Origin of the sequence: Clostridium sp. 10cd* (assembly GCF_044336395.1) — a bacterium.
Classification (GTDB): Bacteria; Bacillota_I; Bacilli_A; order Erysipelotrichales; family Erysipelotrichaceae; genus Clostridium_AQ; species Clostridium_AQ innocuum.
The window spans coordinates 1,085,978-1,101,159 of record NZ_CP172347.1 but is presented as its reverse complement, the minus strand read 5'-3'; the positions used below and the strand labels follow the sequence as shown (position 1 = coordinate 1,101,159).

Below are 15,182 nucleotides of genomic sequence, written 5' to 3'. Positions count from 1 at the left end.
ATTTCAAGGCTGTTGTGGGATTGGAGGAATACAATGAACAACTTAGAATTTGCACTTGAAATGAAGAACAAACGCCTTGCAAGCGGTCTTTCGCAAGGAGAACTTGCAAGCCTTACCCATTTATCAAGATACAGTATCAACCGCTTTGAGAACGGAAAAGCCAACGCTAGCAGGGAAACACAAAATATTATCCTGCGTTGTCTGAATTACTATGTCTGTGATAAACCTTTTTATCTGCTAGTCGATTACCTGTCTGTACGCTTTCCGACAACGGACGCATTAGCAATCATTAGAAAGGTGCTAGGCATGAAAGCCGATTATTTTATCCATTATGATTACGGGTATTATGGCTATAAGGAGCATTACACCTATGGAGAAATCAAAGTCATGGTATCTGATGATGAACACATGGGCGTGTTCTTGGAATTAAAAGGGGCAGGCTCACGCAACATGGAATACGTCTTACAGGCACAGAACAGGGATTGGTATTCATTCTTAAACCGCTGTCTTGACTGTGGTGGTCTTATCCGTCGCTTTGATTTGGCGGTCAATGATATGTGCGGTCTGCTGGATATTCCCACCTTGTCTGAAAAATACAAAAATGGCGGTGCGGATTGTCGCTGTAAAAACTATGAAAATGTGCAAGGTGGAAAATTAAGCGGAAAAAACCGTGATTTAGCAAGCACCCTTTATATCGGCTCAAAAGCAAGTACAAAATATTTTTGCCTGTATGAAAAACAAAAGGAACAGGCAACAAAAAAGAAACATACCGATATTATCAACCGTTTTGAAATTCGTCTGCGTGATACAAAGGCAGTACAGGCAGTTGAAGAACTGTTACTGACCTATAACCCTCACGGTCTGGTGTTTTATCTCATTACGGACTTTGTGGACTTTCCCGACTATCCATTATGGGAGATATTCACTTCCCATGACAGCTTACCGTTTGAAATGAACCCCGTACCCGTCAATATGGAACGCACTCTGCAATGGCTGGAAAGACAGGTCATGCCGTCAATCGTGATGATAGAGGAAATCGACAGGCTGACAGGTTCAAACTACATGAAAATGATTGATGAATGCAACCACCTTTCTGAAAAACAGGAAATGATTGTGGAACAGATGTGTACGGATATAGCAGACGTAATCGAAAGTGAGGGGGTGTTTTATGAGTAATGCACAGGATATTCCCGTATGGGAAAAATATACCCTTACCATTGAAGAAGCGTCAAAGTATTTCCGTATCGGAGAAAACAAGTTAAGACGCTTGGCAGAGGAAAACAAGGACGCTGGCTGGCTCATTATGAATGGCAACCGCATACAGATTAAACGCCGACAATTTGAACAGGTCATTGATAAATTGGACGCTATCTAGTGCAAATGAGCCTTGTATGTGTTAAGATGAAAACAAGTCATATCAAGGCTCTTTCCAACAAGGAAAGGAGCATGACACCATGAAAGAAAAAAGACGGGATAACAAAGGACGTATCCTGCATACCGGAGAGAGCCAACGAACAGACGGAAAATACTTATATAAATATGTGGACGCATTTGGAAACACAAAATATGTGTATGCTTGGAGATTGACGCCAACGGACGTAACGCCAAAGGGCAAGCGCCATGTTATATCGTTACGGGAAAAAGAGGAACAGATAAAAAAAGACCTGTTAGACGGTATCGACAGCACAGGCAAAAAAATGACGCTTTGCCAACTCTATGCCAAACAGAACGCACAGAGGGCAAACGTAAAGAAAAGCACACAGAAACAGAGAGAACAGCTCATGCGGTTATTAAAAGAGGACAAGCTGGGTGCTAGGAGCATTGATACCATAAAACCCTCTGACGCTAAAGAATGGGCGTTACGCATGAAAGAGAAAGGCTTTTCCTATAACACCATTAACAACCATAAACGCTCGTTAAAAGCGTCATTCTACATTGCCATACAAGATGATTATGTAAGGAAAAATCCCTTTGATTTCAAGCTGAATGAAGTCATAGAAGATGATACCAAAGGGAAAGTCGCATTGACAGAGGGACAGGAACAAGCCCTACTCTCATTCATCAAGATAGATAACGTGTACCACAAGTATTATGATGATGTGCTGATACTGTTAAAAACAGGACTTCGTATCTCGGAACTATGCGGATTGACGGTCAAGGATATTGATTTCAAAAATGAGATAGTCCATATCGACCACCAGCTATTAAAGAGCAAGGAACAGGGCTATTATATCGAAACGCCTAAGACCAAAAGCGGAATAAGGCGAGTGCCATTGAGCGAGGAAACAATCAAGGCATTTCAAAGGGTTATCAAGAGCCGACCAAAGACAAAGCCGACACAGGTAGACGGACACAGCGATTTTGTATTTATCAATCACAAAGGCAAGCCGAAAGTAGCGATTGATTACAGCACTTTATTTGTCCGTATGGTAAAGAAATACAACAAGCACCATAAAGATAACCCACTGCCACACATCACACCGCATATATTAAGGCATACGTTCTGTACAAAAATGGCACACAGGAACATAAACCCGAAAGATTTACAGTATATCATGGGTCATTCCAATATCAGTATCACAATGGATTGGTATGCACATTCCTCTATTGAGAGTGCCAAAACAGAGATAAAGCGTCTGATAGCATAGAAGTATTTACCACGAAATTTACCACGTTTGAGAGAGAAAACATAAGAAGATATGCCCCGATATGCGAACGTGAACAGAAAGTATAAATGCCCGTAGAGCCTATAAAATAAGGCTTTGAGGACATTTTATAAGATATGAAAAGATAGGAAAAAAGTGATATATAATTTCACCTAAATATAAAACCATAACATTTTATAAAGTGTTATGGTTTTATGATATTTTTTTATTTCGCAATACGATAAATATTTTCCATATCCTCTTTCTTCAAAACCTTGAAACACCCGATCGTGCGTTCGTCCTCAAAGCTGCACTTCCATGCCAGCTTTCGGATATCCTCCTCGCATAACGTGATTCCCATTTCATGAATGGATGTCGGCATACCGATTTCCTTAAAGAACTGTTCGGTTGCTTCAATTCCTGCCAGTGCACACTCGACATCGTTTTCTTCCCGGATTCCCATTACATTTCTGGCATACTGCGCAAATCTGGATGGCTGTTCCTGATAGACATAGCGTGCCCAGCTGCCCCATACGGCAGCCAGCCCTGCACCGTGAGCAACCTTGTACATCCCGCTCAGCTCATGCTCCAGCTGATGACAGGCCCAGTCACCGAAGCTGCGGCTTCCTGTTATATCGTTATGAGAAAGACTGCCTGCCCACATCACCTCCGCGCGGGATTCATAGTTGTTTGGCTCCTTCATCAGAATACGGGTATGCTTCATAACCGTACGCATCAGACTCTCTGCAAAGCCGTCAGTGATATCCATGTTGTTTTCCTTTATGAAATAACGTTCCATGGTGTGTAAAATGATATCCGTACAGCCGCTTGCTGTCTGATAGGGAGGAAGTGTCATAGTCAGCTCTGGATTCATAATGGCAAACCGGCACCGTCCGTAATCAGAGCTTAATCCACGCTTCAGCCATCCGTCTTCATTGGTGATGACACTGGAATTACTCATTTCACTGCCGGCAGCCGCAATCGTCAGTATCGCACCCACCGGAAGGCAGCCGGTTACCTTTTTCCTTCTTGCATAATACTCCCATACATCGCCTTCATTCACAACGCCATAGCCGATGCCCTTCGCAGAATCAATCACACTGCCGCCCCCAACTGCCAGAATGAAGTCTACCTGTTCCTTTTTAGCAAGAGCGATTCCCTCGCGCACCTTGGAAAGCTGCGGATTCGGCACAACACCGCCCAATGTGACGGCGGAAATCCCGGCCTTCTTCAAGGACGCCAAAACACGGTCAAGCAAACCGCTTTTCACAGCACTTTGTCCACCGTAATGCACCAGTACCCTGTGACACCCCTCCTGTTTCAATATAGAACCAATTTGCTCCTCTTCTTTTCGACCGAAATACACGCGTGTCGGAGCGTAAAATGTAAAATTGCCCATAAGCTACCTCCTGTATATGTCATTAGTTTACAACGAATCAAACAAAGGCGCAAGCCATGCAGGAGGCTCATAAAAAAAGCAGCGCGCAATACACTGCTTATCCGGTGAATTTTTCCCACAATCCAAACAGGAAAATGAACATTACAATCAGCGGCAGAACATAAGATACATAGCCTCTTGCCTTTTCCGGGAAGCGAAGACCTTTTCCGGCATTCGCCTCTGCCACAAAATTTTTCCAGCCCCAGCCAAGCTTTCTCGTACAGAAGAACAGGAAAACCAGAGAACCAAGCGGCATAATAACATTGGAAACAAGGAAATCCAGCAAATCCAGCACAGCGCTTTCTTCACCGAAAGGCTGAAATCCGGACAGGACACTGAAGCCGATTGCACAGGGGATGCTTCCCACTGCGATAATAATAAAATTCAAGAGAACACTCTTCCGCCTTGTCCAGTTACATAAATCAATTGTAAAGGAAACAATATTTTCAAACACGGCAATGATGGTGGATAACGCCGCGAAGTTCATAAATACGAAGAACAGAGTTCCCCACAGCTGTCCGTTTGCCATTTCATTGAAGATATTGGGAAGCGTCACAAACACCAGTCCGGGACCGCTGTCAGGTGCTACCCCGAAGGACATGCAGGCGGGAAAGATAATCATACCTGCCATAAAAGCCACAAACGTATCCAGCGCCATAACCCGTACACCCTCCCCACTCAGGGAATGCTTGCGGTCAATATAGCTTCCAAAGATTGCCATACCACCCATTCCAATGCTCAGTGTAAAAAAGGCCTGCCCCATCGCCGCATAGATGGCATTGAAAATACCGTTTTTCATCAGTTCATCAAAATCCGGTATCAGATAAAAGGAGACACCCTTCATCGCACCATCCAGACTCAGGGACTTTACTACCAGCAGGATCATAACCGCCAGCAGCAGTCCCATCATCCCTTTTGTGATTTTTTCCACACCGTTTTGCAGGCCAAGCGCACATACACCGCAGCCGATAGCGACAATCAGCAGCATCCAGAACAAGGATGCCTGCGGATTCTGCTGTAAAGAGGCAAAGACATGCTTCACCTCCTGCGGATCAAGACCGTTAAATTCCCCGCTGATCATCTTTGCGAAATATGCGAGCATCCAGCCGGATATCGTTGTGTAAAACATGACAAGGAGATAGTTTCCAGCCATAGCCACATAAGAGAACCGATGCCAGAGCTGCCCCGGCTTCTCTAAAACATGAAAGCTTCTTGCCACGCTTTTTCCGCTTCCTCTTCCCACGGAATATTCCATAACGATAATGGGAAGCCCCAGAAGAACAAGAAAAAACAGATACACGAGTACAAAGGCTCCTCCCCCGTATTTCCCCACCATATAAGGAAACCGCCATATATTGCCAAGACCGATGGCACATCCTGCCGACAAAAAGATGAAACCGAGTCGTGAGGATAATTTTTCTCTTTTATTTTCCATAATTACTCCTTTAACAAAGTGTCCTGCGGATAACGTGCCCCAGGAACACAGACGTTCTTCATTGTAAAAGAATTTTGTATGGAAGTCAACGAAAACGAAGGGAAACATACTTACTGTGTGTTCCCTAAAACTATTTCAAAAAAGTAAGAGATAGGAAAATGTAAAACATGCATCCATTTCCACAGCTTCTTCATACATTTGCCTGAATTTATAAATAAAATGTCACAAATACACTATTCACGGTACTGTGTTTTGAACTTTTTCAATTTCACTCAAATGCTTTTTAGTGACGTATTCTCATCACCTCATCTATACGTTTTGTACAAATGCAGATATCTGTTGCGGTGAAGAAAGACAGCCCTGCGATACCGGACCATCTGTACCCCAAACTGCCAGTGCAGAGCTTACACCGGCTCTGGCAGCACATTCCATATCCGTGTCCATGTCTCCGATATAGATACAGTCCTCTTTTACTGCATTCATCTTCCGCATATAAGCAAGAAGAGGTTCCGGGTCCGGTTTGTGAAGCAAGGTATCCTCCTTGCAAATTATACAGGCAAACAGCGCATCGAAGGAAGGGGATGAAAAGTAAGCCCTGTATTCCTGCCAGTCACGGGAGGTAACGATTCCCAAGGTATATCCCTGATGACGCAGATTTTCCAGTACCTCCAGCATCCCGCTGAACAGCGCGATATGCTCAACCTGTGTCTGATATTGCAGCTGCCAGTATTCATCGAACTGGGCTGCATCAACATTCTCCACCTGCAGCATGGTTAATGCTTTCTCCGTGGTTACTCCCAGTATGGCTTTCAATTCCGTATTAGAAAATGTACGCCAGGGTACATAATAGCGCAGGGTCTTTTGCCATGCATACAGATTTCCCTTTTCCGTATCCATAAGGGTTCCATCCAAATCAAATATGATATGCTGTATTGCCATAAATACCTCCTGTCCTGTTTCCATTTGCTGAACAGGCACTTTTCTCCATTGTATAATGACACAGCAGGAAACGCAATAACCTGACTTCATAACAGATCAAGAGCTTCAGCTATTTATTTAAAGACAGAAAGACGGATATGGAAAAAGGAGCTATTCCGTATAAAGGAAATCGCTCCTTATCATTTACACTGTTACAATGAATCCTGAGGCGGTACATCCAAATTCAGCGCACAGGCTCCCGGATTTTCTTAGGGAAGCTATACAGCCATTGCTGCCATGGTTGCATCCCGCACAGCCTCGAGTGCCTGCGCTACGGTTGCTGCATCCCCAACAACATATACATTATCCTGATCTGTCAATGCACAGGCCAATGCCGTATTGCTGCGGGAACCGGTCGCATACACCACATGTGTGAAATCCTGTCGCTCCAGCGCCTCTCCATGAACATTCAGCTTTACTATGCCGGCTTCCACAGCCTCCAGCCTGGTATTGGTCAGTAGCTGTACCTGTGCCTTATGCAGACGGTCCATGACCAGCACCTTTTCATTTACAACCATACCTGCCGCAATCTCATCCGTCATTTCAATCATCGTGATATGCAGCGGTCCGCGCTTATTATGGAGAAGGTGTTCACATACCTCACAGCCGACCATTCCTCCACCGACTACCAGAACGTTACCGCCCGGAATGAGCTGTTCGTTTTTCAGCACCTCCCAGGCACCGATGCCATGCTCTGCCAGTCCGGGGATTGGCGGTACTGCCTCCGTTGCACCGGTTGCCACGATCAAAGCATCGTATGCATCCTTCATATTCTCGCAGAATTCCGTATGCAAACGGATATCAACGGATAAACGTGCCAGTTCATGCTCCAGATAAACAACCCACTTACTGATCGGCTGCTTAAACGGCGGCACACAGGCCAGCAGCAGCTGTCCTCCCAGACGGTCTGTTTTCTCAAATAAGGTTACCGTATGTCCGCGAAGAGCCAGTACCCTTGCGGCAGCCATACCCGCGATACCACCGCCGGCTACAGCGACATGCTTTTTCTTATCAGCCGGAATCAGCTTCATTTCCAACTCTTTACCACAGGCAGGATTGATAACACAGCTCGCCGGGTGACGCTTTGTCTGTTCCCCTACACAGCCGATCACACAGCCTGTGCATGGTGCAATTTCCTCCAGCTTATCTTCAGCTGCCTTATTAACCAGGTATGGGTCAGCAAGCAATGCACGACCGAATACGACCCCATCCACAGCTTTTTGATCAACCAGCTCCATTGCCATGGCAGGATCCAGCACCTTGCCTACCACAAGGACAGGCACACTGCTGACCTTGCGGATTCTTGCTGCCTGCGCAACATTGACGCCCTCATGCTCACCGTGACTTGGAATGATCTTATTCGGGCGCTCATACTGTGTACCGCCACTGACTTCAAAGGCATCGACACCGTGTGCAATCAGCTTCGGCACAAGATAGCACATATCCTCCACCGTATTTCCCTGCGCATCCTTTTCATCCCCGCTGATGCGCAGAACGATAGGAAAGTCCCTGCCGCAGGCTTCTTTGATTGCATCGATCACCTCAAACAGAAGGCGTGCACGATGATCCAGACTTCCTCCATACGCATCACAGCGCTTATTGCGCATCGGTGACAGGAAAGAGCCCAGCAGCATATATGCATGTGCACAGTGCAGCTCGATTCCATCAAAGCCTGCCTGCTTCGCCTGCAACGAGGTTTGTGCATACTGTTTAATGATGTTTGGCAGCTCTTCGATTGCCAGTGCTCTTGTCTTTTGCCCCATCGAATTGACATAGACACTGCTCGCAACCGGTGGTATTCCCATAAAGGCTGAGATACTCTCCGGTCCCGGATGGGTAATCTGCGGTATGATGCAGGCTCCTGCTTCGTGAATTTTATCCGTGAAGGCCTTATAGGATGCTATGGCTTCCTCACCTCGAGAGCACAGTGTATTCCCCAGATAGGGAACGGATGGATCAACGCTTAACGCATCCAGAATAATACAGCCGACACCGCCGCGTGCACGCTCGAGCCAGTATGCCTGCATGCGCTCATTTACACAGCCGTCACTGCTTTCATATCCCAGAGACATCGGTGCCATAAACGTCGCATTGCGCAGCTTCATGGTAGAAATCGTCAGCGGCTGAAAAAGCTTTGAATTATTCATATTTCCTCCTGTTACAGGGAACGTGCAGTTTCATGTGCTTCCGCAATCGCCTGCAGTGCCCTTCTTGCCTTTTTGGCATCTCCTATAATGTGATACGGTATCTGTTTTTTCTCACAGGCTTCTGTCAGCGCCTCATGATCTCTTGCGCGTGCACCTACGGCCATAACGACACTGTCACAAGGAATCACCTGCTCGACTCCTTCGTTTTCCACCAGTACTCCGTTTTCCACAACGGCTTTTACCAAGGTGTTGACAACCGTTTCGATATGATGCATGTACAGCGATTCCATAACACAGATTTTACGCAATGCGCCAAGGTCCTTCGCGACGCCGTCCAGCATTTCGATAACGGTAACAGCTGCCCCCTGTTCACTCAGATATTCTGCAGTTTCCACACCAACCAGACCACCGCCGATAACTGCGACATGACCGGATGCGGTTGCTTTTCCGTTCAATATGTCATGGGAATTGTATACATGTTCCCGATCTGCCCCCGGAATGGACAGGTGAATCGGCTCTGCTCCGATCGCAAGGATAACCTCATCCCAGTTGCCCTCTGTGATCAGCGACGCATCTACCGGTGTGTTGAGATGAATCAAAATGCCAAGACGCTTCGCCTTTTCTCCATAGGACAGCGCCGCATCCTTCATTTCCATCTTCCTTGGTGCCTTACCCGCAGTCACAAACTGACCGCCCAGCTCGTCGCTTGCTTCATATACAACAGGCTGATGACCGCGCTGCTTCAGTATGCAGGCTGCCTCCAGACCGGCAACACCGCCACCTGCGATCAGCACCCTTTTCGGCTTCTGCGCCGGTACCAGTACATCCTGTGCTTCCTTTCCAAGGTATGGATTTCGCATACAGGTAATGAATGGAGCAGCGGGATCGGTAAATCCGTCATAGCAGCCCTGATCACAGCCAATGCAGTATACGATTTCCTGCAGTCTGCCTTCCTTCGCCTTTACGCAGAAGTCGGCATCGGCAAGCTGCGCACGTCCCATAACAACCATATCCGCCTTATTCTGTTCCAGAATTTCCTCCGCCAGCTGCGGTGTGTTGATACGTCCAACCGCAATACACAGCATTCCGGTTTCCCTACGGATTCTGGCACAGTTATCCACATTAAAGCCCTTTGGTATATCAATCGGCGGTACCTCGTATTTCAACCCCGCTGTTATCATATTACCACGCGAGATATCCAGTACATCTACTCCGGCCTCTTTTGCCAGCCTGCAAAACGCAATGACATCCTCTATGGTCAAGCCATTCTCCAGATAATCATCCTGTGCATCTAGGCGCATCAGCAGCGGCATATCCTGCGGTATGCTCTGACGAATGGCGCGGATACAGTCCAGCGGGAATTTACAGCGCTTTTCAAATGTTCCGCCATAGGCATCCTCACGGTGATTGAATGCCGGTGACAAAAAGGAATGCGGCAGATAATTATGTCCGCAATGGAATTCCACACAGTCATAGCCGGCCTTCACCGCACGCTTTGCCGCAGCGCCGAAGCAGGCGACAACCTCTTCAATCGTCTCCACATCCACAGCCGGTATGGTATGCCCGTGCACATGCAAATCACTGGCCACCAGGATTCTCGCCTTTGGATCCATGCTTGCGGCAAGACTTCCCTGCCACAGCTGCACACCGCACTTCCCGCCTGCCTCATGAATGGCATCACAGAATGCCTTGTGTGATGGAATATAGGAATCGTTATGCAGTGCCAGAAATTTTCGGGGAGCACTCGGCGCATGGACAGCACATACCTCCGATAAGTTCAGACCGCAGCCGCCCTTTACCCGCGCTACCTGATAATCGATGATCTGCTGTGTCACGTTTCCATCCTCTGCCGCCATTTTCGTTCCCATTGCCGGCAGCACAATGCGGTTTTTCACTTCCATTCCGCGAATTCTGATTGGTTCAAATAGTTTTTCAAACATAAAAAAGACCTCCTGATACTTAAATTATAACGCTTACATGAAAAACGTATATTCAAATTCAAAGGTCTTTTTCTCATTTATACAGATTGCTGTTTGCGATACTGTTCCGGTGTACAGCCCATGCAGGCTGCAAAGTGCCGTTCAAAGACAGCCAGAGATGAAAATCCGCAATCCATGGCAATCGATGTGATGGTACGCTTCGTCGCCGTCAGTAAGGCAGCCGCCTGATGCACACGAACAGCCATCAGCTCCTGTGTCCAGCTCGTATGATATTCCTGCTTTAACAGCTGTTCCAGCTCATAGCTTTTCCGATGGCATTCCCTCGCCATATCCTCAAGCGTAATGTCCTGTGAAAAATGCAGATAGAGGTATTGCATAATCTGCAAATACAAATCCTTGCGGCAATAGAAATGAGCATTGTCCAGAATCCGGTGCTTCTGGTAATCCAGTGGTGACATTCCTGTCCATGCCTGAAACTGACGGTAAAAGCCAGCAGTAGAGGAGTAGGAAAGCAGATCCACAATATAAGAAATGGATAGGTCCTCAAAGTGAAGCAGTGCACAGGCATTGATGATTTTGCCGAATGAGCGCAGCTGGGTAAAGCTGTAACCGCAGGCATCCTTGATCTTCTGATTGAGGTAGCGTGGATGCAGCTGCAGCTTTGCTGCCGCATCCTGCAGTGTGGTATGCTCCTGTGAGGCTACAATTGTGCGCTTGATCAGCTTCCAGACAGGTGACTGTTCCTCCTCCATGGATTCCTGCAATGCATAGCGGCAGAACAGCATATGAATTTGCAGGACGATATACATCAGCATATTGCGGGAACCAAAGGCATTGCCGTAAGATTCCTGCTGTGCCCGATGAAACAGCTGGAGTACCTCGCTATCCGCACAGCGAAGACAGGCCGGAGTTTCATATACCAGAGAGGCATTTCTTCCTCTGGGATGTTTTTCCCACATGGCATGCATGAACAAACCGATATAAAACTGGATTCGCAATACCCGCAGCGGCTTTCGCACACAGGAAACCTCATACAGATGATGAGCATACAGACAGAGAAAGGAATCCTGCTGAACGGTATGCAAAACCCCGTTCACCAGAATATCGCCATCCCCCTTTAAAACATACCAGAGCTCCACGCGTTCATGCCGTGTGAGCGGAACCGGTTGTGCAAGGCTTTGTTCTTCCACCTGTATATCCTGTTCCTTATAGGATTGAAAATAGTCAATCCCCGTGTACCAGTCATTTTGTTGCTGCATGCATGTTCACCTCGCTATGCTCTTCATCATCAGAGTGCTTCTTTTGCAGAAGCATTCGAGCCTATCACAGAACAACAGGCATTTATCACTTATCAAGTGTTTCCTTCATTGCTCGTGCTTTCCAGATTCCGTGTGTTTGCTCGTAAGCAAAAGAAAAGGGGAAGCTCCCCTTGTTCGTTATTTGCTCCAGAGCGGTACCGGATACTTGCCAGCTTCAATCAGCTTGCGAATTCCTTCCTTTACCATCGGCTTATCTTCCTGATAGGTAACACCGTACCATTTGTCATCACTGGATAATACGGTTACGGTAGCTTTTCCTTCACGGATCAGCGTATCCACTGTCACCGGAATGTAAAATTCGCTCTTCAATGGATTTTCCTTCACCGTCTCCTGCAGGAAGGTCGGGAAGCGTTCTTCCACTTCCTCCATGAATTTTGGAGTAAAGCCCCACATATTCATGGAAACAAGAGAATTGGCATCCACATCATACCATGTATCGTTTTCGTAATACTGTACCTTGCCCTCGCGTCTTTCAATTCTTGTGCGTTCATCAACACCTGCCAGCTTGCCGTCTTCCACCTTGCAGACACCGCGGGCAACACTGCCGTGATCTGTCAGAGTGTTTCCAAGAACAAAGCCAACCATGCTGTATGCTGTTTCATCCTCATTGGATACCAGATAGTCATGCAGCTTCTGGAAGGAAGCAATACCATAGTAATCATCCGCATTGATCACGGCGAACGGTTCATGAATTACGTTTTTACAGCACAGAATGGCATGGGCCGTTCCCCATGGCTTTACACGGTCAGCAGGTATCTCATACCCCTCAGGCAGACACGCATCCATCTCCTGAAATACGTATTCCACCTTGATATGATCCGCAATCTTATTTCCAATCGCTTTCTTGAAATCTTCTTCAATCGCTTTCTTTATAATAAAAACAATCTTGTTGAAGCCTGCACGAATTGCATCAAATGCAGACATTTCCAGAATAATTTCTCCGTTTGGTCCAATCGGATCAATCTGCTTCAATCCTCCGTAACGGCTGCCCATACCGGCCGCCAGTACAACTAATGTCACATCTTTCATTATCTCACCTCATTGCCCCTATTTTACCATAGTTGGTATTTGATGAAAAGGATTACAACACGATTTTGACAATTCTTCACAAGATACTGAAAACCGGCTACCCATTTCTTTTCAAGGAAATCATCTATAACTGAAGATAAATCGTTATTTATTTGTTCCAGATTTTATATGATTGATACAAAATATCTTTTAGAACTAACATCGCGTCTTGTTTACTATATCCATATCCATTCTTAATTTCATCAAACATTTTTGTAATTCGAAAAGCATAATTTGAAGTATTCACTTCTGTCTGGTATTTAAGAAGTATAGGATATTTCTTTCCCCATGCATTTGTCCAATTCACTTTTTCATTTAGTTTTTCATCACTTTTATCAATCATTTCTTCGATTTCTTGTAAATCAATATCAAATTCAATAAGTTCATCTAAAGAAATTCTATAGAGTTTCGCCATCTTCTTTGATTGGTAAATATCTGGAACTGTTTCATTGGTTTCCCATTTTGATATTGTTTGTCTGCTTACGCCGATTTTTTCAGCAACTTCCTCTTGTGATAATCCACTTTTCTTTCTTGCGTGAAATAAACTATTTCCTAAATTCATTGTGTTATCCTCCTTGTTTTTTGATAATCAAATTATAGAGAATATTGAAGAAGAACTCCACCAACTTTTTCAAGCAATATCGCACGAGAATTTAACAAACTGAAATTTATTTACTTGTAATAACCCTCTATTTTATCAGCATATTCAGTTAAAAGTTTTCTTGAATATTTTTTTTCATTTTTAGATACTCTAACTTCTTTCCAAAGAATAGATGCAACTTTTAATTTGTTAGAATAATAATCACTATGTTTATCTAAACAAAAATCTTTTAAAAACTGGTTCCATTGACAAACTGAATTATCATACTTTGCATAATCTAACTCTCCATAATATATGTTAATCATATCTTGAATCGTAAATTCTATATCGTTCTCTCCTTTTACTTTTCTCCAAGCTGTTGCCATATTAGCAGTAAATTTAAACGACTTAACTCCAGTTAAAACTGAAAAATAATCTCGAAATTTTTGATTAAATGAAAAGTTACATTCAAGTAGTGGTGTATTTAGCGTTATTACTTCGGTGTGCTTTTTATTTTTATGTTCTGACATCCTTTCAATTCTATTCCCCTTAAAGTATTGCTCTATAATGTAATTCAGTTCCTGTTTTGTACCTCTATATTCTAATGTGAGAGATTTACATATTTGTGAAAGTTCTTCTCTGTACCAATAATACTTATTAAATTCTTCAAATGATTTTATATCTTTAAAATCTGGTCTATTTTGTTCCAAGCTCTTACCTCCACAAATTACAATTTATAAAACACTATTTCCTTTAAAACAAACCTAGTCCATACAGCCTGTAATCAAAAAGAGCTGCTATTTAACATATTGAATCCTCTTATTCGCAATAGCCTTTTCCACCATACGTTAAACATGATTATGAAGCCAGCGATCACGTATTTCCTTTTTGTAATTTCTGCACACGATAGGAAAGGTAATCCATAAGCTCCTCCAGCTGCTTCTCATGCCAGTCCAATGCTATCTGCTCATCCTTCAAACAGCAGGCATGATAAATCAGACCCCTGGCAGTCGTCAGCAGTCCCCATGTCACATCCTTTACTGCAGTCTCTGAAACCAGCTTTCCAACCTCTGCCGCCAGCAGCTGAAAAATCGGACGCTGTTCATCAAAGAAATAGGTATCGTGGTATTTGATATGGCAGATATAAATCTGGCGCACGGCATGCATGTCCTCCAGCGTGACCATCTTCAGATAGCAGGTCATGATTTTACGAATGCTGCCCCATGCATCCTCCTCCAGCGGTAATGCAAGAAACTGTTCATCCGCCTGACGATAGCCATACAGCAAAGCAGCCTCCTTACAGGAAAAATATAAATAGAAGGTGCCGATGGATACACCTGCCTTTTTACATACACTTCGAATGGTGATATCACTGAGATCCGCTTCCTTCATACTCACATGAATCGCCTCAACAATTTTTCTTCTTGTTTTTTCCGTCTGGTTCGGCCGCCGCCGCATTTCCTTTTCTTTCATAGACTCACCTGCTTTGTGTCTTCATTGTATCGTATCCGCTTAAAAAACACAATGTGAACCACCCCTTGACTTTTTCTATGTAAGTGCTATCATGTAATTAAATGAACACGTTCACTTAAAGGAGGGACATCATAAAAAAGGAATATGAAGCTTTATTCA

Annotated in this window: 13 protein-coding genes; 3 read left to right on the top strand and 10 right to left on the bottom strand. The window is 44.9% G+C overall.

Translation table 11 applies throughout. The features are described from left to right. Nucleotides 1-33 precede the first annotated feature (33 nt). From ACG3M1_RS05425 to ACG3M1_RS05415, 3 genes are all read left to right on the top strand, one after another. Entirely contained in the window at nucleotides 34-1,176 is a 1,143-nt protein-coding gene (locus ACG3M1_RS05425) for an XRE family transcriptional regulator (protein WP_009269615.1), read from the top strand. Then, the gene (locus ACG3M1_RS05420) at nucleotides 1,169-1,375 is read left to right on the top strand and encodes an excisionase (RefSeq protein WP_002341493.1); all 207 of its coding nucleotides are present in this window, start codon (nucleotides 1,169-1,171) and stop codon (nucleotides 1,373-1,375) included. Before ACG3M1_RS05425 ends, ACG3M1_RS05420 begins: the two co-directional genes overlap by 8 nt. 79 nt (nucleotides 1,376-1,454) lie before the next feature. After that, entirely contained in the window at nucleotides 1,455-2,648 is a 1,194-nt protein-coding gene (locus tag ACG3M1_RS05415; RefSeq protein ID WP_009269616.1) for a site-specific integrase, read from the top strand. 223 nt (nucleotides 2,649-2,871) lie between these two features. Here ACG3M1_RS05415 and ACG3M1_RS05410 read toward each other — a convergent pair whose 3' ends face one another. The 10 genes from ACG3M1_RS05410 to ACG3M1_RS05365 form a co-directional block, all read right to left on the bottom strand. Continuing rightward, on the bottom strand, nucleotides 2,872-4,044 hold the full coding sequence (locus ACG3M1_RS05410) for an iron-containing alcohol dehydrogenase (protein ID WP_009269617.1): 1,173 nt from the start codon (nucleotides 4,042-4,044) through the stop codon (nucleotides 2,872-2,874). A 97-nt stretch (nucleotides 4,045-4,141) separates the two neighbouring features. Continuing rightward, on the bottom strand, nucleotides 4,142-5,518 hold the full coding sequence (locus ACG3M1_RS05405) for a sodium-dependent transporter (RefSeq protein WP_002607991.1): 1,377 nt from the start codon (nucleotides 5,516-5,518) through the stop codon (nucleotides 4,142-4,144). Between the two features lie 309 nt (nucleotides 5,519-5,827). Next, nucleotides 5,828-6,457, bottom strand: coding sequence for an HAD family hydrolase (locus ACG3M1_RS05400; RefSeq protein ID WP_008819645.1), 630 nt, complete (start codon nucleotides 6,455-6,457; stop codon nucleotides 5,828-5,830). A gap of 257 nt (nucleotides 6,458-6,714) precedes the next feature. Next, complete coding sequence (locus ACG3M1_RS05395) at nucleotides 6,715-8,643, bottom strand: FAD-dependent oxidoreductase (RefSeq protein WP_395814993.1); 1,929 nt, start codon at nucleotides 8,641-8,643, stop codon at nucleotides 6,715-6,717. Nucleotides 8,644-8,654: 11 nt separating this feature from the next. After that, entirely contained in the window at nucleotides 8,655-10,583 is a 1,929-nt protein-coding gene (locus ACG3M1_RS05390) for an FAD-dependent oxidoreductase (RefSeq protein WP_395814990.1), read from the bottom strand. Between the two features lie 77 nt (nucleotides 10,584-10,660). Beyond that, entirely contained in the window at nucleotides 10,661-11,842 is a 1,182-nt protein-coding gene (locus ACG3M1_RS05385) for a helix-turn-helix transcriptional regulator (protein WP_008819642.1), read from the bottom strand. Nucleotides 11,843-12,019: 177 nt separating this feature from the next. After that, nucleotides 12,020-12,931, bottom strand: a complete 912-nt coding sequence (locus ACG3M1_RS05380) for a nucleotidyltransferase family protein (RefSeq protein ID WP_009269621.1) — start codon at nucleotides 12,929-12,931, stop codon at nucleotides 12,020-12,022. A gap of 148 nt (nucleotides 12,932-13,079) precedes the next feature. After that, nucleotides 13,080-13,532, bottom strand: coding sequence for a helix-turn-helix domain-containing protein (locus tag ACG3M1_RS05375; RefSeq protein ID WP_008819640.1), 453 nt, complete (start codon nucleotides 13,530-13,532; stop codon nucleotides 13,080-13,082). A gap of 110 nt (nucleotides 13,533-13,642) precedes the next feature. Beyond that, the gene (locus ACG3M1_RS05370; protein WP_008819639.1) at nucleotides 13,643-14,260 is read right to left on the bottom strand and encodes an SAP domain-containing protein; all 618 of its coding nucleotides are present in this window, start codon (nucleotides 14,258-14,260) and stop codon (nucleotides 13,643-13,645) included. 163 nt (nucleotides 14,261-14,423) lie between these two features. Continuing rightward, nucleotides 14,424-15,023, bottom strand: coding sequence for a TetR/AcrR family transcriptional regulator (locus ACG3M1_RS05365; protein ID WP_008819638.1), 600 nt, complete (start codon nucleotides 15,021-15,023; stop codon nucleotides 14,424-14,426). Nucleotides 15,024-15,182 lie beyond the last annotated feature (159 nt).

Excerpts from the sequence above, each read along its gene's own strand:
- ACG3M1_RS05425 (WP_009269615.1), top strand. The coding sequence starts at position 34 with ATGAACAACTTAGAATTTGCACTTGAAATGAAGAACAAACGCCTTGCA.
- ACG3M1_RS05420 (WP_002341493.1), top strand. The coding sequence starts at position 1,169 with ATGAGTAATGCACAGGATATTCCCGTATGGGAAAAATATACCCTTACC.
- ACG3M1_RS05415 (WP_009269616.1), top strand. The coding sequence starts at position 1,455 with ATGAAAGAAAAAAGACGGGATAACAAAGGACGTATCCTGCATACCGGA.
- ACG3M1_RS05410 (WP_009269617.1), bottom strand. The coding sequence starts at position 4,044 with ATGGGCAATTTTACATTTTACGCTCCGACACGCGTGTATTTCGGTCGA.
- ACG3M1_RS05405 (WP_002607991.1), bottom strand. The coding sequence starts at position 5,518 with ATGGAAAATAAAAGAGAAAAATTATCCTCACGACTCGGTTTCATCTTT.
- ACG3M1_RS05400 (WP_008819645.1), bottom strand. The coding sequence starts at position 6,457 with ATGGCAATACAGCATATCATATTTGATTTGGATGGAACCCTTATGGAT.
- ACG3M1_RS05395 (WP_395814993.1), bottom strand. The coding sequence starts at position 8,643 with ATGAATAATTCAAAGCTTTTTCAGCCGCTGACGATTTCTACCATGAAG.
- ACG3M1_RS05390 (WP_395814990.1), bottom strand. The coding sequence starts at position 10,583 with ATGTTTGAAAAACTATTTGAACCAATCAGAATTCGCGGAATGGAAGTG.
- ACG3M1_RS05385 (WP_008819642.1), bottom strand. The coding sequence starts at position 11,842 with ATGCAGCAACAAAATGACTGGTACACGGGGATTGACTATTTTCAATCC.
- ACG3M1_RS05380 (WP_009269621.1), bottom strand. The coding sequence starts at position 12,931 with ATGAAAGATGTGACATTAGTTGTACTGGCGGCCGGTATGGGCAGCCGT.
- ACG3M1_RS05375 (WP_008819640.1), bottom strand. The coding sequence starts at position 13,532 with ATGAATTTAGGAAATAGTTTATTTCACGCAAGAAAGAAAAGTGGATTA.
- ACG3M1_RS05365 (WP_008819638.1), bottom strand. The coding sequence starts at position 15,023 with ATGAAAGAAAAGGAAATGCGGCGGCGGCCGAACCAGACGGAAAAAACA.